At 60.5% G+C, this 26,726-nt stretch carries 26 protein-coding genes; 21 read left to right on the top strand and 5 right to left on the bottom strand.

The window, feature by feature from the left end:
* The first annotated feature begins 87 nt into the window (after positions 1–87).
* From HXS65_RS04910 to HXS65_RS04845, 14 genes are all read left to right on the top strand, one after another.
* The gene (locus HXS65_RS04910; protein WP_176493352.1) at positions 88–1,083 is read left to right on the top strand and encodes a major capsid protein; all 996 of its coding nucleotides are present in this window, start codon (positions 88–90) and stop codon (positions 1,081–1,083) included.
* A gap of 4 nt (positions 1,084–1,087) precedes the next feature.
* Positions 1,088–1,405 carry a hypothetical protein gene (locus HXS65_RS04905; protein ID WP_176493351.1) on the top strand — a complete coding sequence of 106 codons (318 nt, stop codon included), beginning with the start codon at positions 1,088–1,090 and terminating at the stop codon, positions 1,403–1,405.
* 2 nt (positions 1,406–1,407) lie between these two features.
* A complete protein-coding gene (locus tag HXS65_RS04900) occupies positions 1,408–2,016 on the top strand; it encodes a phage tail protein (RefSeq protein WP_176493350.1) in 609 nt (202 codons plus the stop codon).
* Positions 2,017–2,037: 21 nt separating this feature from the next.
* Positions 2,038–2,532, top strand: coding sequence for a hypothetical protein (locus HXS65_RS04895; RefSeq protein WP_176493349.1), 495 nt, complete (start codon positions 2,038–2,040; stop codon positions 2,530–2,532).
* A gap of 52 nt (positions 2,533–2,584) precedes the next feature.
* Positions 2,585–3,337, top strand: a complete 753-nt coding sequence (locus HXS65_RS04890) for a hypothetical protein (protein ID WP_176493348.1) — start codon at positions 2,585–2,587, stop codon at positions 3,335–3,337.
* A gap of 62 nt (positions 3,338–3,399) precedes the next feature.
* Positions 3,400–4,098, top strand: a complete 699-nt coding sequence (locus HXS65_RS04885) for a hypothetical protein (RefSeq protein ID WP_176493347.1) — start codon at positions 3,400–3,402, stop codon at positions 4,096–4,098.
* A gap of 53 nt (positions 4,099–4,151) precedes the next feature.
* Entirely contained in the window at positions 4,152–7,634 is a 3,483-nt protein-coding gene (locus HXS65_RS04880) for a hypothetical protein (RefSeq protein WP_176493346.1), read from the top strand.
* Positions 7,635–7,667: 33 nt separating this feature from the next.
* Positions 7,668–8,066, top strand: coding sequence for a hypothetical protein (locus HXS65_RS04875; protein ID WP_176493345.1), 399 nt, complete (start codon positions 7,668–7,670; stop codon positions 8,064–8,066).
* A gap of 29 nt (positions 8,067–8,095) precedes the next feature.
* Positions 8,096–11,473: a hypothetical protein gene (locus HXS65_RS04870; RefSeq protein ID WP_176493344.1), complete on the top strand. Its 3,378-nt coding sequence runs from the start codon at positions 8,096–8,098 to the stop codon at positions 11,471–11,473.
* A 92-nt stretch (positions 11,474–11,565) separates the two neighbouring features.
* On the top strand, positions 11,566–12,771 hold the full coding sequence (locus tag HXS65_RS04865; protein WP_176493343.1) for a hypothetical protein: 1,206 nt from the start codon (positions 11,566–11,568) through the stop codon (positions 12,769–12,771).
* Between the two features lie 3 nt (positions 12,772–12,774).
* On the top strand, positions 12,775–13,239 hold the full coding sequence (locus HXS65_RS04860; protein WP_176493342.1) for a carboxypeptidase-like regulatory domain-containing protein: 465 nt from the start codon (positions 12,775–12,777) through the stop codon (positions 13,237–13,239).
* Complete coding sequence (locus tag HXS65_RS04855) at positions 13,236–13,637, top strand: hypothetical protein (RefSeq protein WP_176493341.1); 402 nt, start codon at positions 13,236–13,238, stop codon at positions 13,635–13,637. The genes HXS65_RS04860 and HXS65_RS04855 overlap by 4 nt, the downstream gene beginning before the upstream one ends.
* Before the next feature lie 95 nt (positions 13,638–13,732).
* Positions 13,733–15,730: a hypothetical protein gene (locus HXS65_RS04850; protein ID WP_176493340.1), complete on the top strand. Its 1,998-nt coding sequence runs from the start codon at positions 13,733–13,735 to the stop codon at positions 15,728–15,730.
* Between the two features lie 42 nt (positions 15,731–15,772).
* On the top strand, positions 15,773–15,994 hold the full coding sequence (locus tag HXS65_RS04845; RefSeq protein ID WP_176493339.1) for a hypothetical protein: 222 nt from the start codon (positions 15,773–15,775) through the stop codon (positions 15,992–15,994).
* A 4-nt stretch (positions 15,995–15,998) separates the two neighbouring features.
* Here HXS65_RS04845 and HXS65_RS04840 read toward each other — a convergent pair whose 3' ends face one another.
* From HXS65_RS04840 to HXS65_RS04825, 4 genes are all read right to left on the bottom strand, one after another.
* A complete protein-coding gene (locus HXS65_RS04840) occupies positions 15,999–16,748 on the bottom strand; it encodes a hypothetical protein (protein WP_176493338.1) in 750 nt (249 codons plus the stop codon).
* Positions 16,749–16,772: 24 nt separating this feature from the next.
* Positions 16,773–17,648 carry a DUF4231 domain-containing protein gene (locus HXS65_RS04835; RefSeq protein ID WP_176493337.1) on the bottom strand — a complete coding sequence of 292 codons (876 nt, stop codon included), beginning with the start codon at positions 17,646–17,648 and terminating at the stop codon, positions 16,773–16,775.
* On the bottom strand, positions 17,645–18,040 hold the full coding sequence (locus tag HXS65_RS04830) for a TIR domain-containing protein (protein ID WP_176493336.1): 396 nt from the start codon (positions 18,038–18,040) through the stop codon (positions 17,645–17,647). The genes HXS65_RS04835 and HXS65_RS04830 overlap by 4 nt, the downstream gene beginning before the upstream one ends.
* A gap of 659 nt (positions 18,041–18,699) precedes the next feature.
* Entirely contained in the window at positions 18,700–19,869 is a 1,170-nt protein-coding gene (locus tag HXS65_RS04825) for a glycosyltransferase (RefSeq protein ID WP_164850279.1), read from the bottom strand.
* Positions 19,870–20,195: 326 nt separating this feature from the next.
* On the opposite strand from HXS65_RS04825, the gene HXS65_RS04820 reads away from it, so the two are divergent.
* A complete protein-coding gene (locus tag HXS65_RS04820) occupies positions 20,196–21,053 on the top strand; it encodes a methyltransferase domain-containing protein (RefSeq protein WP_176493335.1) in 858 nt (285 codons plus the stop codon).
* 72 nt (positions 21,054–21,125) lie between these two features.
* Positions 21,126–22,181 carry a methyltransferase gene (locus HXS65_RS04815; protein WP_176493334.1) on the top strand — a complete coding sequence of 352 codons (1,056 nt, stop codon included), beginning with the start codon at positions 21,126–21,128 and terminating at the stop codon, positions 22,179–22,181.
* Positions 22,182–22,226: 45 nt separating this feature from the next.
* Here HXS65_RS04815 and HXS65_RS04810 read toward each other — a convergent pair whose 3' ends face one another.
* The gene (locus HXS65_RS04810; RefSeq protein ID WP_077374288.1) at positions 22,227–22,766 is read right to left on the bottom strand and encodes a GreA/GreB family elongation factor; all 540 of its coding nucleotides are present in this window, start codon (positions 22,764–22,766) and stop codon (positions 22,227–22,229) included.
* A gap of 243 nt (positions 22,767–23,009) precedes the next feature.
* Here HXS65_RS04810 and HXS65_RS04805 point away from each other — a divergent pair, with 243 nt between their 5' ends.
* The 5 genes from HXS65_RS04805 to HXS65_RS04785 all read left to right on the top strand — a co-directional run.
* A complete protein-coding gene (locus tag HXS65_RS04805) occupies positions 23,010–23,699 on the top strand; it encodes a hypothetical protein (RefSeq protein WP_176493333.1) in 690 nt (229 codons plus the stop codon).
* A gap of 152 nt (positions 23,700–23,851) precedes the next feature.
* The gene (locus tag HXS65_RS04800; protein ID WP_077374282.1) at positions 23,852–24,490 is read left to right on the top strand and encodes an NUDIX domain-containing protein; all 639 of its coding nucleotides are present in this window, start codon (positions 23,852–23,854) and stop codon (positions 24,488–24,490) included.
* 268 nt (positions 24,491–24,758) lie between these two features.
* On the top strand, positions 24,759–25,205 hold the full coding sequence (locus HXS65_RS04795) for a DUF1249 domain-containing protein (protein WP_077374279.1): 447 nt from the start codon (positions 24,759–24,761) through the stop codon (positions 25,203–25,205).
* Positions 25,206–25,426: 221 nt separating this feature from the next.
* Positions 25,427–26,161: a metallophosphoesterase gene (locus HXS65_RS04790; protein ID WP_176493332.1), complete on the top strand. Its 735-nt coding sequence runs from the start codon at positions 25,427–25,429 to the stop codon at positions 26,159–26,161.
* 278 nt (positions 26,162–26,439) lie between these two features.
* Positions 26,440–26,726, top strand: a 287-nt coding sequence (locus HXS65_RS04785; protein WP_176493331.1) for a phosphoadenosine phosphosulfate reductase family protein, incomplete at its 3' end; no start/stop codon positions are given.

The following is a 26,726-nucleotide window of genomic DNA, read 5'->3' as shown; positions in this document are numbered from 1 at the left end:
TTCACCGTCTGATGCGCCGCCCACTGGGCGGCGTTGTCGTTTCTAGCGCACGACCCCGACCGTTCCCGACATCTCAAGGAGGGCGACATGCCCGCTGATATTTTCTCCTCTGACATCTTCTCTATCGGCAGCCTGACGGCCTCGATCAATGAAGCCGATTACGTGCCGTCTCGCCTGGGCCAGCTGGGCATCTTTGAAGAAACCGGCATTGCCACCACCACCGCCACCGTCGAGAAGGATGGCGACGCCCTGGCGCTGGTGCCGGCTGGCGAGCGTGGCGCGCCGGCTGACCCGCTCAAGCGCAACAAGCGGAATGGCGTCACCTTCAATGCTGTTCACCTGGCGACCACTGAAACCGTTCTCGCGGATGAGGTGCAGAATGTGCGCGCCTTCGGCAGCGAGGACCAGCTCGAGGGCGTGCAGCAGGTGGTCGATACGAAGCTGGGCCGGATGGTGCGCCGTATCGACGCCACCCTCGAGTGGCAGCGCATGGGCGCGCTGAAAGGCAAGATTCTGGACGCGGACGGCAAGACAGTGCTGACGGATCTCTATAGCGCCTTTGGCATCGAGCAAAAGACCGTAAAGATGGCGCTCAACACTGACAGCACCAGCGTGCAGGGCAAGGCGCTGGACGTGCTCGAGGGCATCGAGGACGCGCTCAAGATGCTGCCGTTTACCGGCGCGCATGCGTTCTGTGGGCGCAGCTACTGGCGCAAGCTGATCAGCCACCCGAACGTGCGCGAGGCGTATCTCAACCAGCAGAGCGAGAAGCTGCGCGGCGATGGCCGCGATGCCTTCGAGTTCGGTGGCATCACCTGGGAGCGCGCCGTGGGCAATGTCGCCGGCCAGCCCTTTGTCGCTACCGGCGAGGCTGTCGTGATCCCGATGGGCGTGCCGGACATGTTCCTCGCGCACTATGCGCCGGCCGATTACGTCGAGGCTGTCAACACGATTGGCCTGCCGTTCTATTCCAGCCAAGATCGCCTGCCGCACGGCAAAGGTGTCAGCCTCGAGGCCCAATCCAACCCGATCATTCTCAACACTCGCCCAGGCGCGTGCATCCGTTTGGTCGAGACGGCATAAGCCAATGAGCATCGACGAGATCGAGGCAGCAGCTAACCGGCTGCTGTTCGGTGTCGGCGGCCTCAGCGTGCCCGCCACCGTTACCCCGCGTGGCGGCGCGCCCATCCCCACCCGCATCATCATCGACCGTGACGCCACCATTACTGACGATTTTGGCATCGTGCTGGAATCGCGGTGTGAGATCGGTGTGCTCACTGAGGAGGTGGGGCGGGTGGATCGGGGCACGCTGATCGACACCGGCAAACCCGATGACCGCTGGACGCTGCTCGAGCCGATTGGCGATGACGGATTCGAGCAGCGCTGGACAGCCTCGAGGTACTGACAATGGCAGCGACAAGCCTGGATCTGCGCGACCTCGAGGGCGTCGCTGACGCCTACCGCCTGGCACCCAAGGCGGCGGCCAAGGCGGCGCAGCTCGCGCTCAATTCTGCCGCGCGGCGCGCCCGTACTCTGGGCAGCGCCGCGATACACCAGCAGGTGGCACTTTCTGCCGGCTATGTGAATGACAATCTCAAGGTGCGCACCTTCGCCACCTCGACGGATCTCTCGACGCGGATTGCGGCCAATCCTCGCGCGGTGCTGCTGACTCGCTACGGGGCCAAGATGCGCACCGTTAAGGCCAGCAGCCGGCGCGGCCTCAAGGGTGACCCAGCGCGGGGCATCGCAGCAGGTCGCAAGGCGGCAGGCGTGAAGGGCGTCAGGGTGAAGACTGGCGGCGGCACCAAGCGGATCGAGGGCGCATTCTGGGTGCGACTTGCTGGGAGTGGCCAGTGGGCACCGGCAGAGCGCACCGGCGATGGTCCGAGCGATTACCGCGTGATGCACGGCCCCAGCGTGTACCAGGTGTGGTCTGACGTGCGCGCGACTGTCGCGCCCCAGGCCATGCAGCATGCCGCTGATGAGTTCATCAGGCAGTTTGATCGCCTGAGCTGACCCATTCTCTGAGAGGTCACCATGCCCGACTCACTGGCAGCGCCTGAGCTGCCGATCACCACGCAAGCCATGCGCGCACTGCAGGCCAGACTGGCCAGCATCACGCGCGCCAATGGCTATCACACCGATCTCGGCCTGAGCGTCTGGCGGGGATTCTGGATTCTGGCGCTGGGTGCTCGCCAGCATGTGCCGATTTTGGCGCTGCAGTCCGATACCGAGCGCCCCACCGACACGCGGCAAAATCGCGCCAAGCTCAGCACTGACGCGCGCCTGGTGCTGGTGGTCGATGCACTGCCGCGCAGTGAGGACGATGCGACCGCCGGCGAGACGGCAATCGAGGCAGGGCTGGCCGATCTGCGCCGGTGCCTGCTGATGGACCAGAGCGATGATCTGACGCGCGTGCTCAAGCACAACGGCGTGACCCTGGGCGCGGCCGAGTACGCGCTGGCTGAGGATTCCCGCTACGCCCTGGCATCCATGCCAGTGACCATGGAGTGCGTCGAGCACTACACCTGACCGCGCATCACTGCACGACACCCACCACCCCGCATATTTGGAGAGCCACAACATGGCCACGAAAACCTATAGCTATCTCGGCAAAGGCATGGTGTATCTGCGCAACCGCTCAAGCGGTGGCGGCCTCAAGCAAGTCGGCAACTGTTCCGCCCTCGAGTTCTCTGTCGAGACGGACACACTGACCCAACCCGACTACACCCAGGCGGGTGGCGGCAACGCAAACGAGATCCAGCGCGTCAGCAGCGTTGGCTCGAGCATCACCATGCTGGAGCTGCGCCCCGACAATGTGGCGATGGCACTGCGCGGCACCCGCTCCGAGGTGAAGAGCGCACCCGTGACAGCTGAGCGCCACACTGCAAACCCTGGCGCGCTGCTGGTGCTCAATAAAACGCCAGACCGTTCTGAGAGCGTCAGCGTCACCATCGACCCCGATGGCGCGGGTGATGTAGCCATCGAGGATGTCGATTACGAGATCACTGGTGCCGGCGTCTACGTGCTCGAGGGTGGCGCTATCTCTGAGGGCACCGTGGTGGCCATCGACTACACCAGCGCCGAGGCGGACGTGATCGAGGCCATGACCGGTAGCGGTGACGAATACGAATTGGTGTTCGATGGCTTGAACGAAGCCGAGAGCGGCCGCGCTGTGACCGTCACCGCGCACCGCGTCAAGTTCAGCCCGACCACTGGCCTGGCGCTGATCGGTGACGACTTTGGCGAGCTGGCACTCGATGGCAGCCTGCTGGTCGATTCCAGCAAGGTCGGTGCCGGCGTGTCGCGTTACTTCAAGGTGGCCATGGCTAGATAATAGTAAGCCGAGTATACTCGCCCCTAAAAGGAATATACCTGCCAGAGGACAAGGATGTCTGGATGAACGATTTTTTATATACGGCTGCTATAGTATTTTTTTTGATGTGGGCTGGGGTTTTCTGGGAATTTCTATGGCTGTTTGGAGTCCAGGACCGATGGTGTACTAACTGGCGCATTGTACGCTCTCTACTTGTTAATAATCTCTCAAAGCTTATAAAGCTTATAGCTAGATATGTGGTGTTCTTTGATGATAATCCTAAATCTAGGTTTTTTTCATTCATTATAATTTTTGTTTTGACTGACATTTTAATAGACAAGTGTCTTTTTATAGATGTTTGTGCTTTTATCGGATGGGATCATGAAAGTGATATCCTGAAAGCTTTTTATTATCTTAAGATTAATGATTTAGGGAATTTTTATGTTGTAAATGTAACTTTGGGAATAGCCCTAATTGCAGCAGTATATGCAGCAGAAAGTTTATATACAAAGAAAGAAATTAATGAGAAGGATTTGGCTACTAACTCATTCTATTTTGGTAATAAATACAATGCTAATAGATTCACTTTTGATAGGACTATAAAATATAGTGTCTTTACAACCATATTAACTATTTTGTTATCTGTAGTGTGCTTGCTATTTAATCTGAGTGATCAGCCTCCTGTCATCTCAGTTGCATTCTCTTTAATTATAATCTCTATACTATATACAGGAAAAATAATAATGATGAGTATAGATCCCAAGTTAAAAAATTCGTTTTAATATTTATAAATAAAGCCCGCCATCGGCGGGTTTTTTTACGTCTGGAGAAAACTATGGCTCTATCGGATCTCGCCGCTGAGCTGGTGCTCAAGGCCAAAAACCTGATTTCTCCGAGCACCGATGCGGCCGCCGATAGTGTCGGCAACCTCTCGGCAGAGGCTGCCGCGCTGCGAGATACGCTGGATCAGCTCGAGGATCAGCGCGCCCTGGTGCGTGCCTTCCAGCAGGCCACCACTGCCACCGGCAAGGCGCAAAAGGAGTGGGACAAGGCCACCGACAAGGTGCGCGCGCTCGAGCAGGAGATCGAGGCCAGTGGTCAGGCGAGCATCGCCCAGCAGAACCGCCTCAACGAAGCGCGTGCCGTTGCCGCTCGCGCCGGTGATGCCTATCAGCAGCAGGCAGCCCAGGCGGCCCAGCTGGGCCAGAGCCTGACCGATGCCGGCATTGATACTGGCAATCTCTCCGAGGAGCAGCTGCGCCTGGCGCGCGAGGCCCGCGAGGCCCAGAACGCGCTCAACGGCATGGGCAGCTCAGCCGCCCAGGCAGGCGATCAGGCAGAGGAGGGCAGCACGGGGCTGCAGCGTGCCCGCCAGGCGCTCAACGATTGGAGCAAGGCGGCCGCCGGTGCCGCTGTCGCGGGTGGTGCATTGGTCGCGGGCTTCGCGGCGCGCATGACCTCAGAGCAGGCGGATCTGGCGCGCGAGCTGGATAACGTCAGCAAGCGCACCGGCGTGGGTATCGTCGCGCTGCAAAAGTACCGCTACGCCTTCGAGCGCGCGGGGCTGGATGCCGACGAGGCCGGTGACATCTTCCAGGATGTGGCCGACAAGATCGGGGACGCATACGAGAATGGCGGCGGCGACGCCATGGATGCGCTCGAGGGACTGGGCATCGCTGCAAAGGATCTGATCAATCTTGCCCCTGATCAGATGTTCCTGCGCCTGGCCGACGCCATGAAGGATCTACCCCAGGCGAGCCAGATCAATTTCCTCGAGGGACTGGCGAGCAACGCCTCGCGGCTGCAGCCGCTGCTGGAAAACAACGCGGCATTGTTGCGCCAGCTGGGTGATCAGGCCAGCGAGATGGGCCTGATCATGTCGCCCGAGCAGATCGCCAATCTGATCAAGACTGAGGAGGCGATCAACGGGGTGCAGACCCGCCTGCAGGGCATTGCCACTCAACTGTTTTCCAAGCTCGCGCCGGCGGTGGAGGGTGCCGCCGACGCCTTCGATGACGCCCTGAAAGACAACCCCAAGCTAGTGGATGAGCTGGCCACCGCGATCAATGGGCTGATCAAGATCGGCACCGACTGGGTGCGCAGCTTCATTGATAACCGCGATCAGATCGCGGACTCGATGCAATCGCTGATCGACGTTGGCCAAATGATGGGCAATGGCCTGGTGGCGTCGTTTCGTCTGGTGCAGTCGGCCGCCGCCGGCGTGACGGCAGGCGTTGCGTCGCTGGGCACTGGCATTCTGCAGCTCAACGCCAAGTCGCTCGAGCTGCTGAATAAGGTGGGCATCGCCTCTGATCGGGAGGTCGCCAACGCCCAGGCCAAGGCCAAGGCGGCAGAGCAAACGCTCTATGATCTCAACGCTGATGCAAAGCGCTACTTTGATCAGGCCATGGAGGCCGGCAAGGCAGCGGCCAACGCCTTTGATAACTCTACCGACGCGGTGGAGGAGCAGGCCAAGGCGGCCGGCATCACCGCTGATCAGCTCGACAAGCTGGCTGATGGTGCCGATGTGGTCGATGGCAAGATGCTGTCATTGGCCGAGACTCAACGCCGGCAGGCTGATGCCACCCGCGCCCAGGGCAAGGCAGCGGCCCAGGCGGCCGAGGATCTGGGCACCTCGCTGGAGGAGCTGAGCAGCGGCATCGAGGCTGGCGAGGCTGAGGCAATCGACGCATTCGACCGGCTCGCCAATAACGGCCAGGTCAGTGCCGAGCAAGTCGCGGCCGCCTTCGAGAAGGCGCAAGACGAGATCAGCTCAGAGAAAGGGCTGGCCGCCTTCCGCGCGCTGCTCGAGGAGCTGGTCGAGTCCGGTGTCGCTGGGGCGGATCTGCTCGAGAAGCATCTCAAGGCCACCGGCAAGGCAGCCGCTGACACCCTGGGGCTGTCGCTGCAGGATCTGACCACCGGCATCAGCAAGGCCGAGGCGGATGTAATCAAGGCTTTTGACACGCTGGCGCGCCAAGGCGATCTGACCGGCAAGCAGCTGCGCACCGCGTTCGGTGAGGCGCTATCGCAGCTCGAGGGCAAAGAGGCGCTTGATGCGATCCGCGATACGTTGACCGGCCTGGTGTCGGATGGCGTGACGGGGGCCGGCGCGCTGCGCAGCGTCTGGACCGAGTACAAGGCCAGCATTGACGACACCACCAGCGCGCTCGAGGAGCAGCGCGTCCAGGAGGCTGCCACCCAGGCCGAGGCGATCAAGAATCTGCGCATCATCCAGAATGCGCGCAGAGAGGCCCAGGCCGAGGAGGAGGCAGCCACCCAGTCAGCCATCAGCAATGTGGAGGCGCGAGCCAGTGCCATCGGGGGCGGTCTGGCGGCCGTCTACAACAAGGCGGCCAATGCCACCCAGGCGCTGAGCGCTCGCGCCGGCACCGCCTTTAAATCAGCCATGACCGGCAGCAGCGGCGTCACCGGCACCGTGGATCTGCTGCGCGACAAGATCACGGATCTCGAGGAATCCGTGGGCAATGCCTTTGTGGCATGGAAAACCCGCGCGGACCCGATGGGCGTCAATAAGTATCTGGCCAAGGTGGCGGCCAATAGCGGGCTAGTCGAGCTGGAGTTCCGCAAGCAGCAGCTTGCGGCCACTGAGCTGGTCGAGGCGTTGGGCAAGGTATCCAGCAGCGACCCAGGTGCTGGCCTGCGCAACCTGGCGGCCGACTCCGGCCAGGCTGTCAGCGCCACCCAGCTGCTGAGGATGTCGAGCGAGGATCTGCGCCGGCAGTTCGATCTGCTCGATGACGCCTCGCTATCGAGCCTCGAGGGTGCCATCCAGTCAGTGCGCAGCCAGGTGGATTCGCTCTCTGACAGCGTGAGCGACACGCTGGCGAGTCTGCGCTCTGAGCTGGCCAGCCTGCAGGGTGATAGCACCCAGGTCGAGGCGCTGCGCTACCAGGAGCAGCAGCTCGAGCTGCAGCAGACGTTGGACAAGGCCCGCTCCCTGGGCGATGCCCAGACCATCAGCCAGGCCCAGGAGGCGCTGAGGCTGGCCGAGCAGGCCCACGACCTACGCCTCGCGGACATCCAGGCCCAGAGCGAGCAGGAACGCCAGGAGGCGCTGCAGGCTGAGGCGGATCTGCAGCGTCAGGTGCAGGCCGGTGAGGTCACCCAGCGCGAGAACAATGCGGCCGCCCAAGGTCGCACCACCCAGCTGACCACCTCGCTGCAGGCCCAGCGCCGCGTCGCGGTGGATCTCAATATCGGCAATCAGCAGGTGACGCTCAACGGGGTAGACGAGAGTGAGGCTGACGCCTTGCTCGATACCCTCTCGCGCGCCTCGCGCACCGCTGCCCGCTGATACCGCATCACCCCATAACCGAGAGAGACACCCATGCCGGTGACACTAGAGGGCATCGCCCTGCCTGCTGATATTCAGTGGACTGATGAGATGGTCAGCCATGGGGTGGGGCAAGTGCAGACCCCGACACTGACCGGCGCGCTGGTGGTCGAGGAGAGCGCCCAGGCGGCCGGCAGATCCATCACGCTGGCCAGCGGTGGCGGTGCCTGGGTGACGCGATCCACTGTGCTGGCGCTATCCGAGCTGGCCGCCACGCCGCGCCCTGCTGACACCCCGATGGTGCTGGTGTGGGGTGATGGCCGGACCTTCGATTGCGTGTTCGATCACGCCGGCGGCGAGGCAGTGTCAGCGTCTGAGGTGCTGCGCCTTGCGGCTGGCAGCCAGGATGCCGATCACCCCTACACCATCACCCTGCGCCTGATCACCGTCTGACACCTCATCACCTTGCTGGAGCCAGCCCAATGGCCGACGAAACAATCCATAGCGGCGACATCCGCATCCTGCAGTCCGAGCGCATGACCGACAACGCCGATGGCGGTGGCCGGCTGACTGGCCGCCCCGTGACCGATGGCGCGAGCAATGACATCTTTGATGACATCTCTGATCTTGATCGCGCAGCGGGGCGCACCTCGCTGCGCAAGGTGGGTGCCGGCGTACTGACCGACAACACCGCCCAATATTTCGGCGCGCACGCGATCATTGACCAGGTGCCGGCTGATCCGAATGTCAGCGTGGTGATGTTCGATACCGGCTCGCCATCTGATGAGCGTGCCGAGTCCCGCGATTATGTCGAGAGCTATGTGACCGCCGGCGCGACCTCGCGCATGACGCTGCTGGGCGATCAGCTGGCCGGCCAGCGCAGCATCATCACGTTTCAGATGCCAGAGGCCACGCTGCCCGATCTGGGCGATGTGCTGGCGCTGATGACCGAGCAGGGCGATGCCGCCGGCGAGGTCCAATATGTGCGCATCTCAGAGATCGACCACGAGATCCGCACGTTTGAGTATGAGAACGGCAGCAACGTGCAGACGTTCGAGCGCCGCGTGCTGACGCTGGGGCTATCCACCGCGCTGCGCCAGCGCGTCTATGGCGTGCAGCCCAAGCCTGGCACCCTCGACCCTGACACCGTGATCCGCGAGGGGCAGAGCACCGATGCCGCCCGTTACTATGGCGTCAGCACCCTGACCCAGCCGGCCACCTTCGGGGCCAATAGCGTCACCGTGGCCAGCACCTATGCGCCGCTTGTGCCGGCCACCACCACCGAGCAGGCGGTGACCGATGTGCAGGTGGGCGGCACGGCCACCATCAGCGTCAGCAGCGGTGGCTCGACCTTCGAGGTGGCGCAGATCGCCAGCACCACCCAGATCGCTATCGAGCTGAATAATCGTGGCTTCACCTATGTCAGCCGCCTGGACCCGCTGCCGGCACCTGGTAGCGTGGTGATCGCGTATCGCTCGCTGGGCAAGTGGTATGAGCTGCGCGACGATGACGCCAATGGCGATCTCAGCGGCAGCGGGGCGGGGCGCGTGGACTACGCCACCGGATCTGTCAGCGTGACGCTGGGCGGCCTGCCGGATGTCGGCAGTTCGGTGCTGTTCAGCTGGGGCACGCCGGCCCACTATGAGGACCGCGCCGGCCAGGCCACCATCGACAAACCCTGGATGACGTTCGTGCTCGATCACGCCGGCGTGATGCCTGGCAGCGTTACCGTGCGCTGGATCTCTGGCGGCAGCGAGAAGACGGCCACCGATGATGGCCTGGGCAGCCTCAGCGGCGCAGCCACCGGCCGCGTGGTCTATGGCTATGCCGACGGCAGTGGCGCGCCCCAGCCTGGCGAGGCGTATGTCGAGTTCAATGGCGATGCCTTCCCAGATGCCAGCACCCAGGTCGAGATCGAATATGACTACGGGGCACCGAAAACCGAGCAATTTCTGCCGTCTGCCAACGGGGCCGGCCTGGTCAGCCTCAGCATCAGCGATGCGCCGGTGCGTCCTGGTAGCGTCGCCATCACCTGGTCGGTGGTGCGCACCTGGTCGAGCAGCGAGAGCGAGTCGCGCAGCAGTCCGCGCACCGGCACCTGGGAGACTGTCGAGCAGAATGGCGGCGAGGCAGATGTCACCTACACCATCACCGATGATGGCCGTGGCGGCTTCAATGGTGGATGGGAGGGCAGCATCGACTATGCCACCGGCGCGGTGACCTTCGAGGTCGAGAAGATCCGCGAGGTCAGCGAGTGGGATGATGGCGACGCCACGCACCGCGAGTGGGGCAGCAAAGAAAAGCGCGACGTTTTCGAGAATGGTTCGAGCGTCTGGCTGACCAGCCAGCTGGACAGCGCCGCCCCGACCACCCACACCATCACCCAGGATCTCGCCCCGCTCGATGTCGAGCTGATGCCCCTGCTGCAAGATAGCGTCGTGCCTGGCACGCTGTCGTTCATCTTCCGAGGCGATACGTTCATCGACCGCCAGGGCAGTCTCTATCGCAGCGTGACCAGCAACGGGGCCGGCGTTCTCGCGGGGACCATCGACTATGGCACCGGCGATGCCCGCATCACTGACTGGCCGAGCGGCACCAGCGCCACCATCACCGTCAAAACGCTGGTGAGCACCTTCGGCACCTGGACGCTCGATGAGGCGTTTTTCCGCACGCCAGGCTCGCCGCTGCAGGTGGGTGGTCTGCTGATCCAGGCCACGACGCTCGACGGCCGCTCGATTACCGGCCAGGCGGCACTCTCTGGCGAGATCGAGGGTGACGAGATGTCAGGCAGCGTGAGCTTCGAGACGGGAGTGGTGCGCGTCACCTTCGGCGCGCTGGTCAGGAATGACAGCCTGAGCGCTGCCGAGCGCGCCGAATCCTGGTACGACGCCACCGCCGTGGATGACGCCGGCATGATCTGGCGGCCCACCCAGGTGATCCCGAGCACCGCCCGTTTCAATGCCGTCATTCTGACCACGCTGCCGCTCGAGGCTGAGCTGATCGGCATCGACCCCGTGCGCCTGCCCAGCGATGGCCGCGTGCCTATCTATCGCGCCGGCGGCGTGGTGGTGGTGCATCACACTGGTCGCGCCCCGTTCCCGCTGGGGATCGGTGGCGGCACCACGCTGGATGTCGGCCGCTCGCGGCTGGCCAGTCTGGTGGTGGAGGACGCCACCGGCGAGGAGGTGCCGGCCACCCAGTACAGTGCAGACCTCGACGCCGGCACCGTGCAGCTCGCTGCACCTGACACGGCCACCCACCCCGAACCCTGGTACGCCCTGCACCGTGTCGAGGACATGCTGCTGGTGGGTGACGTGGATCTATCGGGGGCGCTGACGCTCAAGGGCAATCTGAGCCACGACTACCCCGCCGGCGATACGCTGGTCAGCGCCGCGATGGTGGCCGGTGATCTGCAAGCGCGCGTGGCTGACTTCTTCGATCTATCGAGCTGGGATCGAGACTGGAGCAAAGACGACAACGATGGCGCAGATGGCACCCTGGCCGAGTACAACCTGAGCACCTACCCGCCGATCATCACCAATCGCGGGGCCATCACTGAGGATTGGGCGCTGATCTTCACCGGCTCAAGCACGTTCCGCATCATCGGCCGCACCGTGGGCGAGATCGGCGTGGGCAATATCAATGAGGACACGTCGCCTACCAACCCGAATCAGGGCGTACCCTATTGGACGCTCAAGGCGGGCGGCTTCGGGGCCGGCTGGGTGAATGGTAACGTGATTCGCTTCTCGACCATCGGCGCATCCTTCCCGATGTGGCTGGCGCGCGTGATCCTGCAAGGGCCAGCCAGCGGGCAGCAAGATAGCTTTAGGCTGCAGATCCGTGGCAACGCCAACGCCTGACCGTAGACGGCAGGCGCAACCCTCTACCCCTATTCCTATTCCTCAACCGCCCAGCCACTCGCTGGGCGGCCTTGTTTCTGGAGACGTTCAAGATGGCCGATTTTCCCGTGAAGTGGTTCAGCAATGACATGGGCGGCAGCCCTGCCAATGGTGATGAATATGGAGCGCTTGTCGAGCTGCTGAAAGCCTGCCTTGTGACCGGCTTCAACACCAAACCCATCACCTCGCTGACGTATGACAGCGCCACTCAACAAGCCACCGCGAGCGTGGGCAGTGGTCACGGCTACCTCAAATGGCAGGTGATCGCCATCAGCGGGGCAGACCAGGCAGGCTACAATGGCGAGCATCGCGTGACTGCCATCGGTAGCGATTGGGTGCGCTTCGCGCTTGATGCCGCGCCCGCTGCTGCTGAGGCGACCGGCGAGCTGATCGAGATCAAGACGCCACCCGTGGGAGGCTGGGAGGTGGTGGCCGAGGATGCCGATACCCATCGGGCGGCTTTTCGACGCACTGATGTGACGGCGACAGACCTGACTTTGATCGTGCGCAATGACACCCACACCAATTATCCTGATACCACCAGTGCCTCTCGAGTCGCACAAGTTGCCTGGGTGGAAGACTTTACCGATTTAGATACATTTGGGAGTGAGAACGTACAGTTTTGGCCATTCTCAGACTACTACCTAACGTCTCTCCGCTTCGACCCAGATTGGAAGATCGTAGCAAACTCCAAGTTTATTTATTATGTAAATCGCTATGGTTATGATGGCGGGTATGGGCTTATGTTTGCTGGTGATATTCCATCATTTAGACCCGCAGATAGTTATAATTGTATTGTCAATGGTATTTATGGCAGAGATAATTGGAATAGCTCCAGTCGTTCCATATATCCATATAGCTGGAAGTTTGGTTATACTAACTTTTTTACAATCTCTCGAGCGAACCATCAGCTCCCTGGTGTGGAGGCATGCTCTTTAGTCGGTGTTGGCCAGTCACCAGGCACAACCTTCGATTACCCAAACCCGTCAGATAATGGTCTGCATATCTCGCTGGGAAAAATCATTGTAAGAGAGGGGAAAGGAGGGTTCGCGCAGACAAGCTATATTAAGGAGCAAGCTGCTCGAGGGTATCTGCCTGGCTTGTATCAATCTCTCAATGCTAGCGATGTTTATCATGGGTCGATTATTGATCATATACCTGGCCTAGATGGCGATCCAGTCCTCATGATTATGACAGCTGCAGATGAAAAGAATTATATGAGCGGCCTTGTTGCTATAAGTCTCGCTGATTGGGAGTGATTTATGGCTGATGAAATTATTGTAGTCAATAAATCTGGTGTGAATGGGCTTTACAATGCCAATCAAAACTCTGTCCGAGTAGTTAATCCAAGTGCAATAAAAAATAATGGTCAATCTAGCATTCTCGTCGTGACAGATACTGGACTCCCTTTAGTAAGATTTGATCAGCTTGACGGCAGTGGTGCTAATGGCACGGCCACTGGCGGCGTCTCAGATCCGGCGCGCATGGGCGTCATTGCCGGCACCGTGCTGGACATCCAGGCCCAGCCCGTCAGCCGGCGGGTGCGGGTGCATGAGCGCGCCACTGGCCGCATCGTGCGCGAGACGTGGAGCGATGCCGATGGCAAATACCGCTTTACGGACCTCGATCCGCGCATCGCGTTCTACGTGATGGCCTTCGATCACACCCTGCAGCAAAACGCTGTCGTGTCAGACAATGTGCATTCTGAGGTGGAGGACGCCCCGTGATCAGCTTCTCGACAAGCGTAAAAGATGCGCGCCTGGCGGCCATCGCCGGTGCGATAGATGCCGGCGATTCGCCGGCGTCATTCGTTGTGTACTCCGGCACCCGCCCATCACCTGGTGCTGCCGTCACCGATCAGGTGGCACTGGTCACGCTGGAGGTGCCCCAGCCATTCGCCGCCGATCTCTCTGGTGGCGTCCTGACGGGGGCGAGCTTCGAGGAGGTGATGGCCGATGCCGATGGCGAGGCCACCTGGTCGCGCCTGGTCGATGGCGCGGGTGCCTGGGTGATGGATCTGGATGTCGGCATCGAGGGATCTGGCGCTGATGTGACCATCAGCTCGACAACGATTTATCGCGGGATACTGACGCGGATCAGCCGCATGGTATTCGCTGAGGGCTAGGGGGCACCGTGAGAGAGATCAGGCTGCAGTTTGTCCAGGGTCTTGCACCCTGGAATGCGCGAGCGCTCGAGCTGCGCCTGGGGGGAGATCCTGGTTTGCTGCTGCTGTTCGCCGGTGACTATACGCCGCCGGCGGGTGGCAATGTCGTGCTTGGCTTTGGTGGTGCCACTGAGGCGGTGGAGCTGCCGCGCGAGCTGGTGCTCGATGCTCAGCTGATGCCGCCATCAGTCGATGCTCGACTCGCCCAGGGCGGTGCCATCGAGATCGCGGCCAGCCTGGTGATGCCAGTGGCCACCGTGCGGGCGCAGCTCGAGCTGATCCAGTCGCTCAGTCTGGAGGTGACCACGCCGCCGGTGTCGGCAGAGATCCGCGTCGAGCATGGTGTCAGCCTTTCGCTGGTGGCCACGCTGGGTGCGCCGGCGGTGGTCGATGTCGCACTGACCCGCGAGATCAATGTCTTTCGTGGGCCATCAGATAGTGCCGGTGTCCGTTTCGAGAACGTAGTCCCGCTCGAGGCCCAGGGCAGCATCCGCTGGGAGCCGCCGGCTCGCCCCTATGGCACCACCGCGTCAGCTTTCGAGCAGGGCGCAACGCTTGCGGCCAGTCAGGGTGGCCAGTGGTCGGCACGGCCCCGCACCGATGCCATCAGTGGCTCGCGGTGGGAGCAGGCCGAGCGCATCCTGGGCACCCTCAGTGGCAGCCGGTGGCTGCAGCTGCCGCGTGTCCGCCGCGCATCTCGGCCGGTATGGGAGCAGGGGCAGGGCATCGCTGCTGCTCGCTCGAGTGGCTATCAGCACCCGCCGCGCAATGACGCCCGCCGGTGCTCGCGCTATGAGGAGGCCCGCACCCTCGAGCCGGTGACGATGGATGTGCCCTATCAGCAGGGGCGCACCACCGGCGACGATTGGCGCGTGCCCTGGGAGCAGGCCCGCCGGCCACCGCCTGGCATCGACTTGCCGCCAGATCCGCCTGAGCCGCCGGTGCTCGAGCCGGTGGAGGGCACCACCACCCTGCAATTCTGCCACGCCATGCCGAGCGCCCCGTGGGTGCTGCAGTTCGGTCTGACGTGTGAGATACCCACCCCGACCATTCCCGTCAAAAGGCTCTATATCGTGCAAAACTCCGCGCGCCTGGTGCGCCTCTCCGATGGCCTGGAGCTGCCGGCCACCCAGATGTCGCTCAGCATCGACGCTGACAGCTGGGCATGGTCATTCTCTGCTGGCCTGGCAGGGCGTGATGCTCAAGCGCTGGTGACCGTCACCGATGGTCAGCCGGTGGAGGTGATGGCCGAGATCAATGGCGAGCAGTGGCGGTGCCTGGTGGATGGCTGGCGACGCTCTGAGAGCTGGCAGAGCCATAGCGTGACCATCAGCGGCCGCTCGCTCGCGGCGTACCTGGGGGCGCCCTACGCCACCGCGCGCAGCTACACCGAGGACAGCCAGGCCACTGCCTCGCAGCTCGCCCGTGCTGAGCTGCCAGAGGGCTGGTCACTGGATTGGCGCATGACTGACTGGGTGGTGCCCGCCGGCGCGTGGAGTTATGACAGCCTCGCGCCTATCGACGCCATCTCGCGCATTGCCCAGGCGGCCGGCGGCTATGTGCAGGCCCACCAGCAGGATCAGACCATCATCGTCGCGCCCCGCTTCGAGGCAGCGCCCTGGCGCTGGTCTGAGGCCGAGGTCGATCTGGCGGTGCCGCGCGACATCATCACCCAGCTGGGCAGCGATCAGCAGCCAGGTGATGCCCGCAATGCCGTTTGGTTGCATGGCGACACCGGCGGCATCCAGGCCCAGATCATCCGGCAGGGCACCGCAGGCGATCAGCTGGCACCCACCGTGGTGGATGCCCTGATCACCGATCAGGCACCGGCCCAGTCGCGTGGGATCGCTGAGCTGGCCGCTACCCTACGCCAGAGCACCGAGAGCCTGCAGATGCCCCTGGCGGCTTCTCTGGGCGGCCTGCTGCTGCCTGGCATGATGATCGAGTGCGATGGCTGGCGTGGTGTCTCGCGTGGCGTGAGCGTCAGCGCCAGCCTGCAGGGGCGTGCCCTGAGCGTGCGCCAGTCTATCGAGCTGCAAAGATTCCATCTGTGATGGCGTCGTGTGGTATCAGTTCAAGCAAAGGAGGGGGATAGCATGGCCAATCCATATCGCCGCCTGCTGGCGTTGCTGCCGACCACGCCGCGCCAGGTAGGCGAGGTGATCAGCGTCAGCGGCTCGCGCGTTTGCGTGGATCTGGTAGGGGGTGGGGTGCGCACCTGCCAAGGCGATGCCCAGGTGGGTGGCATGGTCTACGTGGAGGGGGACCAGATTGTGGGGCAGGCTTTTAACCTGCCCACATTATATTTAGAGGTGTAAATTTTTAAAAAGGGAATTGATCATTGTGAATGAAAGATAGCCTCTTTGATAGCTTCGTTGATAATTCGGTAATTCCTTGCTCATTGTTAAGGTACAGTAAGGCTTTATGGTGTCTAAGATCGGAGGGAAGATCATTCATATTCTGAGTAATTGGCACTACATTTTTTCCTAACGTGTGAGCGATCCCTGTTTCGTACATAACATTTGGATTCTTCGAGCTAAAGTCAACCACCACTATGCTTGACTTGAATATAAGGTTGAATATATCTTGCATGAAGTTGCTGTTCTCCCACACTGCGTCAGCTCTAATACAGCGTAGGCGAGAAGTCTTACAGGCTTGTTGTATGCCCTTATATGCATTATCAAAGCTGTGCTCAAAAGGCATCATTACTGAAACCAAATCGTTTTCCAAGCTGATTTCAGGTACACTAAAAGCGTTGGGAGAAAATGTTATTGTTCTTTCACCCCGTTTTTGTGAAACAAATATGTTGTTGTCAGATGGATATTTTTTATCTAGATATTCTTTAATAGTATCTAAGTTTTGCGGGGATTCTTTGCGGGCCTGCTTAAGGAAGCCAAGAACGCATTCAGGATAGTCCTCATCACCAAAGTGCAGGCTTCTTAGCAATCTGGGATGATTGTCTATATAGTCATCTAGACCCGTGAAAAGACCAATCTCTTGCCAATCACCACTGGTGAAGTTCTCTTCAATTTTTGTTCTGATAAACATGATTTTTTGAAAATCACTATTCATAACTTTCCCTGTTTATATCTTTGATTAGTTTACATCTCGCCTAGCGATCCACTGAGTATGCTCCCGCGAGAATGCTAACTCTGCTTCGTTAATGAAATTAGAAAACTCTTCTTCATTTGTAATATCAGTGTGATAACTTCTTATTAATGAGATTTCTTGAGCTGTAAGGTTATAGCTAGCTCTAAGTTCACTATGCCTTTTCATTTGTATCCAGCCAATAGCAGAAGTAACTACAACGAGTAAAGGATCAAAAGCATAAGTGGCCCAAGGAATCCCTATAGATTCAGAGTTTAAAGCCACTGCAGCAGCAACATATACGAGTATTGTTATTATGCCCCAGTTTCTAAAGGCTTTTCTGTTCTCTTCAGATTTTCTGGAATACCAGCTATGCTGCTCATCAATTCGATTTGTTATATAATAAGATATTCTGCTACTCAAAGAGGCGTCTCTTACATGCATCATTGAACCAGTAAAATACTCGTTGCCTTTGCTAGTTAAATTAGCAGAAATATTCTGATGGCTTGTTAACAGCTTCCCCATCAATTGCCTAAACTCTTTTTTTGGCTGGCTTAAGTCATGAGCATCTTGAAATGGATGGGCTCTCATGCAAAAGCGCCATGTTGAAGTTTTAATTGACTCGGCCAGTGCTCTACAGCAATACCATTCTTGGTCTAGTTTTTTATATATCTTTACAATAAAGATCAATGCCAATAGTATTATAGCGATAGTAATTGGTAGCGGCCCGATAGAAGTAAGGCTCTTTGTGGAGCTTAATGATGCGGCAATAAATAATAAGAAATATTCCGATCTTGTTGTCCATAGGAACTTATTCTGTGTTGTAGCTGATGCAGAGTCAGCGCTATAATACAAACTAGGGAGTTGGAGTGTGGGAAGTCTCATGATATTTCTCTAATCCCTGCAACTATCGAATCTGTGTTCCAGTTGACAATCTTGTCTGCTTTGTTTGTTATAGCATAAGGCATCATTCTTGCGCTGCGAGGCCGAACAGCTAAAATAGGTTTTCCTAGAATTGATGCATAATCAAGTTCAAACTGAATCCATTCGCTATGATTGAACCACATTCCGCTTATTATTATGACGCAATTCACCGGCCGAATCTGTTGGCGTAATTCCTCTTTCATTGTCTCTTTAGATCTAAGTGTGAATGCTCTCTCCTCTGGTATTGAATAATTTGTCCATTGAAAAAACGGTTTTGAGTTTAAAAGACTTACCATAGAGTTATAGCGCTCGCTATAACTCCAAGAATGGCTAATAAATAGTCGCTTTGTCATTATAACGCCTGCATAATAGTAGATTGAAATTACTTTGTTTTTAACTTTGTGACAACTTTAGAATTTTATACTTACCCTAACTTACATATTAGAGGAATTTTGGGAGTGTTGCATCTCAGATTAATATTTTTGTAAGACCTCAAGAAAGATCGTTAATTCTTCGTGTAAATCATTCTGGGGCGTATGTACAATCCTCCGACGCGCAGAGGAGCGTTCAGGCCTTAAGATTTCGCGTGACGTATTCAAATGACTAACTAGGTCTTGAAGGCAAATTATATTTCAATGCTGATCGTCGTGTATGGCTCGATGTATGGGGAGTGGGAAAACTTCTCTTTAAGCCGCATGGTTGCGGGCTTCTACGACTCCTGCAGGGGGCGCCAGCCCTTCATTCATCCCCGCATCATTCTTTCCTGCATCTCTCGTCACTCTCTGTACAGGGTGTCTTTCTGCTGTCTCTCGCTTGCCTGCCCTCTGGCTTCCGGGCCGGGTCACGTCCTGCGCGCCCATGCGCCAGTAGCTTTGAGGGTGAGCCGGACCCCGGCTTGAAAAGCACGGCACCTCATGCATGGCACGTCATTTATGATGCCCTGACCTGTTGCCAGGAGAATGGCAGTCGTGCCGGGCGGGGCGGGGCATCTCGTCATTCCATCGCGTTGTGTTCAGTCGCGATGTGCTGCCTCGGCATCCGTTGGCAGGGCCAGAAATTCCTGCATGATACGGGTGTCGCGGAAACGTTCGATCAACTCCGGATCCTCGGCGAGTGACGGCGGGTTCTCGAGCCCTTCGCGGATCTTGGCTGCCAGGCCTTCAATGCTGTTCTCGGAGATCAGCCGCGCCTGATCATGGATCAGCACATTGCGGACCCCACCGGGGACATCCGGCGCGACACATGGCGTGCCGCAGCACATGCTTTCCACCAGCACGATTCCGAAGGCTTCACTGCGCGAGCTGAGAATGAACAGACGGGCATGCTTCATCCACGGGTAGGGATTGACCCGGCTGCCGATGAGATGGACCCGGTCGCCCACCCCGAGCTCGCGAATCAGGTTCTCCACACTCTCGCGCTTGGGCCCATCGCCGACGATGACCAGGTCTTCCTCGATATCGGCGGCGAGATAGGCCTTGATCAGGACATCCTGACGCTTCACGTCCGACAGGCGACATACCTGCACGACATAGGGACGTGATGGCAGCTCCACGGGCTCATCCGCCATCTGCGCGATGGCATCGAGATCGCAGACGTTGCCGATGGTGGCGAGGCGTCGAGGCGTGACAGCGTGTTGCGAGAGCAGTCGCTCGAGTTGTTCGCGGACATTGTCGGTATTGCAGATGATCTGCTTGTCGGCGTACAGGCGCTTGAGCAGGAACTTCTGACGCCAGCCCTGGCGGATGTCACCGGGCCAGGACACGGTGACCTGCCACAGGCGCGGGTCCTTGAGTGACCAGACCGTCTCGAAGGCGCCCTGGCCGCGCATGATCACCCGGTCGACGGGGCCATGGCGTGTTTCCAGGGTACGGATGAATCGCCGCAGGTAGGCGCCACCGTAATAGCCGCGCCAGACGAATCCAGAGCCCTTGATCAGAGGGTTGAGCACTGCGCGGGTGAAGAGGTCATACACCAGGCCAATGCCGGTCTTGCGGAATGCCTTGTCGAAGTCGATCTGGTGGACATGTACGCCCGGGTCCGGGATGAGTTCGAGTTCACCCTTGAGCACGAGCACATGCACCTCGTGACCTTCGCGGCACAGGACATTGGCCAGATTGACGGTGTTTCGCTGGATCCCGCCGATGTTGAGCTTGCGTACCACAAGCAGGACGCGTTGTTTCATGGTGGCCATCTGTCCGAAAAGATGTGGGATGAGCCATCAACTCCCAGCGGTGCCAGTGACGGAAGACTGCCGGGGATCCGGCGCTCGGTCTGAGGCAAGGGGAGCGGGATGAGCGGAGGGTGCCATGTTACGTGGATTCAATGAGCGGGGGAATGCCGCCTGCCCGGCCGGATGTCAGGGCTCTGCGCCGCAGTCTGCTTGCATTCTGGCTTTGATGGAGTAGCCTACCTGCCGCCTTGTCCCGCGCGGCGCCTTTCGGCGTCTGCACTGCCGACTGTCGTCCAGTCGTGACCTCCGATTCCTTCACGTTCGAGATCCTGTCTGCCATGTCTGATGCTTCCAACCCGCCTGTTCGAGGGGAATCCCGTGTCCGTCGTGCCACGGCGGATCGTCATTTCGATGGGCTGGCGGAAAAGTTCGAGCGCGGCTTCTATACCACCGAGCGTGGCAGGGTGCGTCTGGCGCTGACTCGCCAGTTGATGGAGGAGCGTTTCGCCCATCTGCCGGCCACCCAGGTGCTCGAGATCGGGGCCGGACTTGGTCAGATGGCGCACTGGTGGTTGTCGCGTGGCCATCAGCTGACGCTGGTCGAGCCTTCCGATGAGATGCGTGAACGTGCCATGCAGCGACTGTCCTCTCCAGAGGAGGATGCGTCCCCGCTGACGCAGGCCACCCTGACAGAGCGCCTGACCTGGGATGGACGTGACCTGCAGGGGTTCGCCGCCGCCACCCACCGACAATGGCCGGTGGTGGTCTGCCATGCCGTTCTTGAGTGGCTGGTCTCTCCGCGTGAAGGGTTTCTGCTGCTGGCACAGCTGCTGGCACCGGGTGGCGTGATGTCATTGAGCGTCTTCAATCGCGACGCGCTGGCATTCTCCAACGTCACCAAGGGCAACTTCGACAAGGTGCTGGACGGGCGGTTGGCCGGATGGGGGACGGGCAAGCGTCTGACGCCCATCTCGCCGCTGCGTGATATCGAGATTCGCCAGTGGGCCGAGGAGGCCGGGCTTGAGGTGCGCGAGCTGACAGGGCTGCGAGTCTTCCATGATTATCTGCGCTCGCGCGACCCGCTGAGTGAGGGGGACATGCAGAAACTGCTGGCCCTCGAGTGCCAGCACTGGCGCACGCCCCCCTTCGTCCATCTCGGACGCTATCTGCACTATGAGCTGGTGCGCCCTGCCTGAGGTGTCACGGCGCAGGCTTCTGCGCCGTCTTGCTGTTCATCATCTGCCGTTTCCTATCTTTTCGGAGTCTTCATGTCTGCTCAAACCCCCGCCTGCCAGTTGCTTGAACGCCAGGACAGTGATTTCCGTGATTGGCTGTGGGTCGCTGCACCGCGTGATGACTGGTGGCTGTCATCGGACCGCCAGCGGCGTGTCTGGGGGCATGACACCGGCATCGTGAATGCCGCGCGGGAGGCCGGGCACCAGGTCAGCCATGCGGTGGCCTTTGCCGAAGCCCGCGCGGATACCACGATTGGCGAGGCGGCGGGTGCCTTGCTGTTCTGGCCCAAGGCGCATGCGCTGGGCGAGTGGTGGCTGGTGGCGCTGTGCCATGTATTGCCGGCAGGTACGCCGATCAAGGTGGTGGGCGAGGTCAACGGTGGCATCAAGCGCGCTGAGCGCATCCTCAAGGCACTGGGAATGACGGCCCGCAAGGACGATACCGCGCGTCGTTGCCAGCTGTGGTCATCCGCCACGCGTGAGTTGACGGCCGAACAGGCCGCCAGCAGTGAATCGCCACTGGCAGTGGCTGGAGAATGGACAGAAGGCTGGGGCGAATTCGAGGCGCTGGAGCTGCGCCTGACCAGCCATCCGGGCCTTTACGGCAATGCCAAGCTGGACCCGGGTACCGCGCTGCTGCTGGAGAACCTGCCGACCCGTGGCTACAAGCGGGCGCTGGATATCGGGGCGGGTGACGGCATCATCAGCTGCTGGCTGGCGCGTCACGGTGCGCGCGTGATGGCAGGCGATGTCAGTGCCTTCGCGGTGGAGGCGACCAGGCGCAGTCTGGCGCTCAACGGGCTTGAGGCGGACGTACGCCTGAGCGATGTCTTCGCGGCGTTCGAGGGCGAGCGGTTCGAGGCCATCGTGGCCAATCCGCCGTTCCATCATGAGCGCGATATCGATTACGGACCGGCGGCGCGTCTGATCAGCCAGGCGCCGGATCACCTGGTGCCGGGCGGTACCCTGACGCTGGTGGCCAATGCCTTCCTGCCCTATCCGGATCTGTTGCAGGCGGCCTTCGGCGAATTCGAGGTGCTGGCCGAAACGCGCCAGTTCAAGGTCTATCGCGCACGCAAGGCGCGCTGATCCTCTGTGGCCTGATTCCCTGCGACCTGATGCCCAGCCCGCCGCTTACGCCTCCGGCGACTGATAGCGGATGGCCGTGATGATGTAGGTGGTCTCGCCGCCCGGCGCTGCCACGCTCACGTCATCATCCAGCCCCTTGCCTAGCAGTGCCCGGGCGAGGGGGGCATCGACGCTGATCCAGCGGCGCGCGTTGTCGGTCTCATCAGGGCCGACGATGCGTATCTCCATCTCCTCTCCCTGTTCATCCTCCAGCGTCACGAAGGCCGCGAAATACACGCGCTCCAGATCCGCGGGCAGGCGGTCGACGATGGTCAGTTCATCCAGACGCTTTTCCAGATAGGCGATCTTGGCGATGGTCTGATTCAGTGCCTTCTTGTTGTAGGTGTAATCTGCATTCTCGCTGCGATCCCCCATGGCGGCGGCCTCGCCCGTCTTGCGCGACAGCTCCGGTCGCCTGACGCGCCTCAGGTGGTCGGCCAGCGCCTTCATCTTCGCGTGGCCCTGCGGGGTGATCACGTTGCTCTTCTTTTCCTGACGAGGATCGGTCTTGGGATCGCGCCAGCGCGTCATGTTACGACCTTGCATGTCCTTCTCCACAGCCTGCGAAAATGAAGGGCAAGCGCCCGCAAAGGGCGCTGTCTTGCGTTGAGGCCTGCGACCAAGGGGGGTTGGCGGCAGATTCAAACGTTCGTTACAGTCTTGGCATGCCGTTCACGTTCTTGTGATATCGCCATTGCGGCAATTCGCCAGCACGCCTGCCAAGGCGCAGGTCTCAAGGGGCATTGCCGTATCATCCCGCCAACAATAATGAATTTCAGGGAGCTGTCCATGCCAACCCCGTCATCGCTACGCCGTACTCGTCGCGCCACGCATCGTGTCTACCAGCTGATGCTCTCAGGAGGCATGGCGCTGGGCATCACGCTGGCCGGCATGACCGGCGTCCAGGCCGCCGAGGGAGATGATGCCGTCTTCGGACTCATGAAACGCTGGGCCCAGGTCAACTATCAATCCTCCGGGGACGCTCAGGAAACCGGCATGGAGGCCTTGGGCAAGGAAGTGCGCGCGCTGGCGGACCAATACCCGGACAACGCCCATGTGCTGACCTGGGAGGGTATCATCCTGGCGTCGTGGGCCAAGGCGCGAGGGGGACTGGGGGCGCTGGATCTGGCCAAGGAAGCCAAGGCCACCCTTGAGCAGGCCATCAAGCTTGACCCCCGGGGCGACAATGCCTCTGCCTACGTGACGCTCGGGGCGCTGTATGACAAGGCGCCGGGTTGGCCGGTCGGCTTTGGCGATGATGACAAGGCGGGGGAGGTGCTGCGTCAGGGGCTGGCCGTCAATCCTCAGGGCATGGATACCAATTTCTACTATGCCGACTATCTGGCCTCCGAGGGCAGGAAGGCCGAGGCACTCAAGCATGCACGGCTCGCGCTCAAGGGCCCGGCTCGGCCCAATCGTGAGCTGGCCGATCAGGAGCTGAAGCGCGAGATCAAGGCATTGATCACACGACTGGAGTGAGTGTCGCGCACGCGGCTTCAGGACAACGGTGACCGTTCGGCGGCACTGGACGAGGGGCACTTCCTTCGGACAGTGCCGCTTTCACGTCCAGTGGGCGGGCTGGCCAGCGCAGGGCGAGGTCGGGATAATGCGACTTCAGCCAAGGAGGATGCATGAGCGATACACCAGAGCACGTGGCAGGGCAGCAGGTCTTTGCGCATGACGATGTCGAACGGGTCGAGACCAGGGTGCTGCAGGACGGTTTCTTTCGCCTGGAGCAGCGCGAGCTTCGCCATCGGCGTTTCAACGGTGGCTGGAGTGATGTGATCCAGCGCGAGGTGCATGTTCGCCATGATGCCGTCGGTGTGCTGCCCTATGACCCGGTGACGGATCGTGTGGTCTTCGTCGAGCAGATCCGGGCCGGCATGCTCGAGGACGAGCGCACCCCCTGGAGTCTGGAGCCCATCGCCGGCCTGGTGGACAAGCAGGAAAGTGCGGCGGAGGTCGCGCGGCGTGAGGCGGTCGAGGAGGCCGGTTGCGAGTTGAAGGAGCTGATCGAGCTCTACCGCTATTACCCCAGCCCCGGCGCCTGCACCGAAGAGGTCACCCTGTTCATCGGGCTATGCGACAGCAGCGGACTGGGCGGGGTGCATGGGCTGGCGGAAGAGAACGAGGATATTCGCGTGCATGTGCTCGATTTCCAGGCGGCCCTGTCGCTTCTGGAGCAGGGCAGGCTTGGCAATGCCATGGCGATCATGGCCATGCAGTGGCTGTTGCGGGAGCGTGCTGCACTGCGGGTGATGCACGCCTGAGACAGCGAAGGCGTTGCTTGGCAATCCCCCGTGGCTCACGCAGGGTTCCTCAACCTGCCCACCAGAACTGCTATTCTAGAGGCTTGCTGCCACCGGCAGGCCGGCAGTCGATCAATGCCTGCGTCAGTGCCGAGCGCCGAAACCCCGCTGCCGGGCGCTCTCACGGCGCTTGATCTGTCGCGCTTTGCCCGCATCATGCCATGCACGATACAGGGTGTGCCCTGCTAGACAGCACGCCAATGTTCTGAGATTCGCAAGGAGTTTGCCCATGCAGGTCAAGAAAGCCTATGTGGCCGACCTAAAAGCACTCCATGCCGAGTGCGGGTCCAATTATCTGCGCCTCACGCGCATCCTCGGCAAGGCCGAGGCAGGTGACAGCTTCGCCTTTCCCCTGGCGGGCAATCAGGGCCACTTCGGTACCCTGTTGCTCGAGGTGGTCGAGTGCGCGCCCTATACCACCATGGTCACGGTTGCCCAGACTGGCGTGCTGGATCACATCATCGATTCCCCGCGGATGAGCGTGCATCTCTATCACGATGTACGCATGGCCGAAGTCACCGACTTCCAGCGTCAACGGCATTTCTCGGGGCGCAACCGCTATCCGAACCCTCGCATGCACCAGCCGGATGAAAAGCTTCAGCTCAATCGTTTCCTCGGCGAGTGGTTGAGCCATGCTCAGGCTTTCGGGCAAGCCGATGTGCCTGAGTTGCCATGACGAGGCTGCCATGACGAGGCTGCCGTGACGAGGCTGCCGTGACGAGGCTGTCGTGAGGCCCGCCGGGATGGGGGGAGTGAGGGCGGCACCAGCGTCATGATCAGAAAGAGAATTCGCGTTGCGGATTCCACGCCTGACCGGCTGTCCGCTTGACTGCCTGAAAGAACCGCGATGGCCCGGCCATCGCGGTTCTGTTCTTTTTTCCGCTGTTCGAGAGACCCATGCGACTGATCCAGATAAGTGACTGTCATCTGCGTGCCGACCCTGACGCGCGCTCACGACTGGGCTTCCCCTTGCGTCAGCTGGAGGCCGTGATGGCGCACGCCTCAAGCCTGCGTCCCGACATCCTGCTGGTGACCGGGGATGTCAGCCAGGATGAGAGCCCTGCCTCCTACCGTCTGGCGGGGGAGCTGTTCGATGCCCTGGGGTGTCCGTGGTTCTGGTTCGCCGGCAATCATGACCACCCGGATTTCATGCAGGAGCTGCGTCCTTTCCATCAAGAGCTTGATCTTGGTGACTGGCGTCTGCTGTGTCTGGACTCGCGCATCTCTGGACAGGCGGGAGGCGAGCTTGGCCGCGAGCAGCTGGCGGCGCTGTCGCTGTCGCTCCAGGAGGATACGAGGCCGACGCTGCTGGCGATGCATCATCATCCAGTGCCGATCGACTCGGACTGGATGGATCAGCTGGGCCTGGCCGACCGTGATGCCCTGTGGGACACCCTGAGTCATCACTCGCAGGTGCGGGCCATCCTGTGCGGCCATATCCATCAGGCTTTCGCCACCCGGCGCCCGAGCGGGCAGGGCAGTGTCGCCGTCTATGGCGTGCCCTCCACGTCAGACCAGTTCGCGCCGCTCAGCCATGATTTCGCCGTCGATGAAGCGGCGCGGCCAGGCTTCAGGGTCGTGGATCTCGACGGAGAGCGCCTCGAGACCTGGGTGGAGCGTGTCAGCCTGTGAGCGCCTTCGCGCTCCCGCTCGCGGCGTTTCGCCATCGGCGTGGGGCTGACGTGTCCCGGGGCTGCGGGAGTCAGGTATTCATTTTTGATCTTAAAAGATATTTTCTGATTCTTTGACGTTATCAAGGCGGCGCGGGTACCGTATCGGTATCCAGCATGCTCCGTGGGGGGTGAGAGAGTGAGAGTCATCTCGATCGACACGACCCGCGGGCACGCCCACTGATTGTCACGGGCCGCCTTCCAGGGCGACTCCCAGCGCTCACGAGGTTGCCGCACGCGATGCTTACCCCCGAACGTCAGACCCACCTCAAGCAGCTCGAGGCCGAGTCCATCCACATCATTCGTGAAGTGGCGGCCGAGTTCTCCAATCCGGTCATGCTCTACTCCATCGGCAAGGACTCCGCCGTGATGCTGCATCTGGCGCGCAAGGCCTTCGCGCCGGGCGTGCCGCCGTTCCCCCTGATGCACGTCAACACCACCTGGAAATTCCAGGAGATGATCAAGTTCCGCGATGAGATGGCCGCGGAAGTCGGCATGGAACTGATCGAGCACATCAATCAGGAAGG

This window comes from Cobetia sp. 5-25-4-2 (genome assembly GCF_013374075.1).
In the GTDB taxonomy this organism is placed as follows: Bacteria; Pseudomonadota; Gammaproteobacteria; order Pseudomonadales; family Halomonadaceae; genus Cobetia; species Cobetia marina.
Note: the sequence above shows the minus strand (reverse complement) of the source record. Positions and strands in the feature narration are given on the sequence as shown.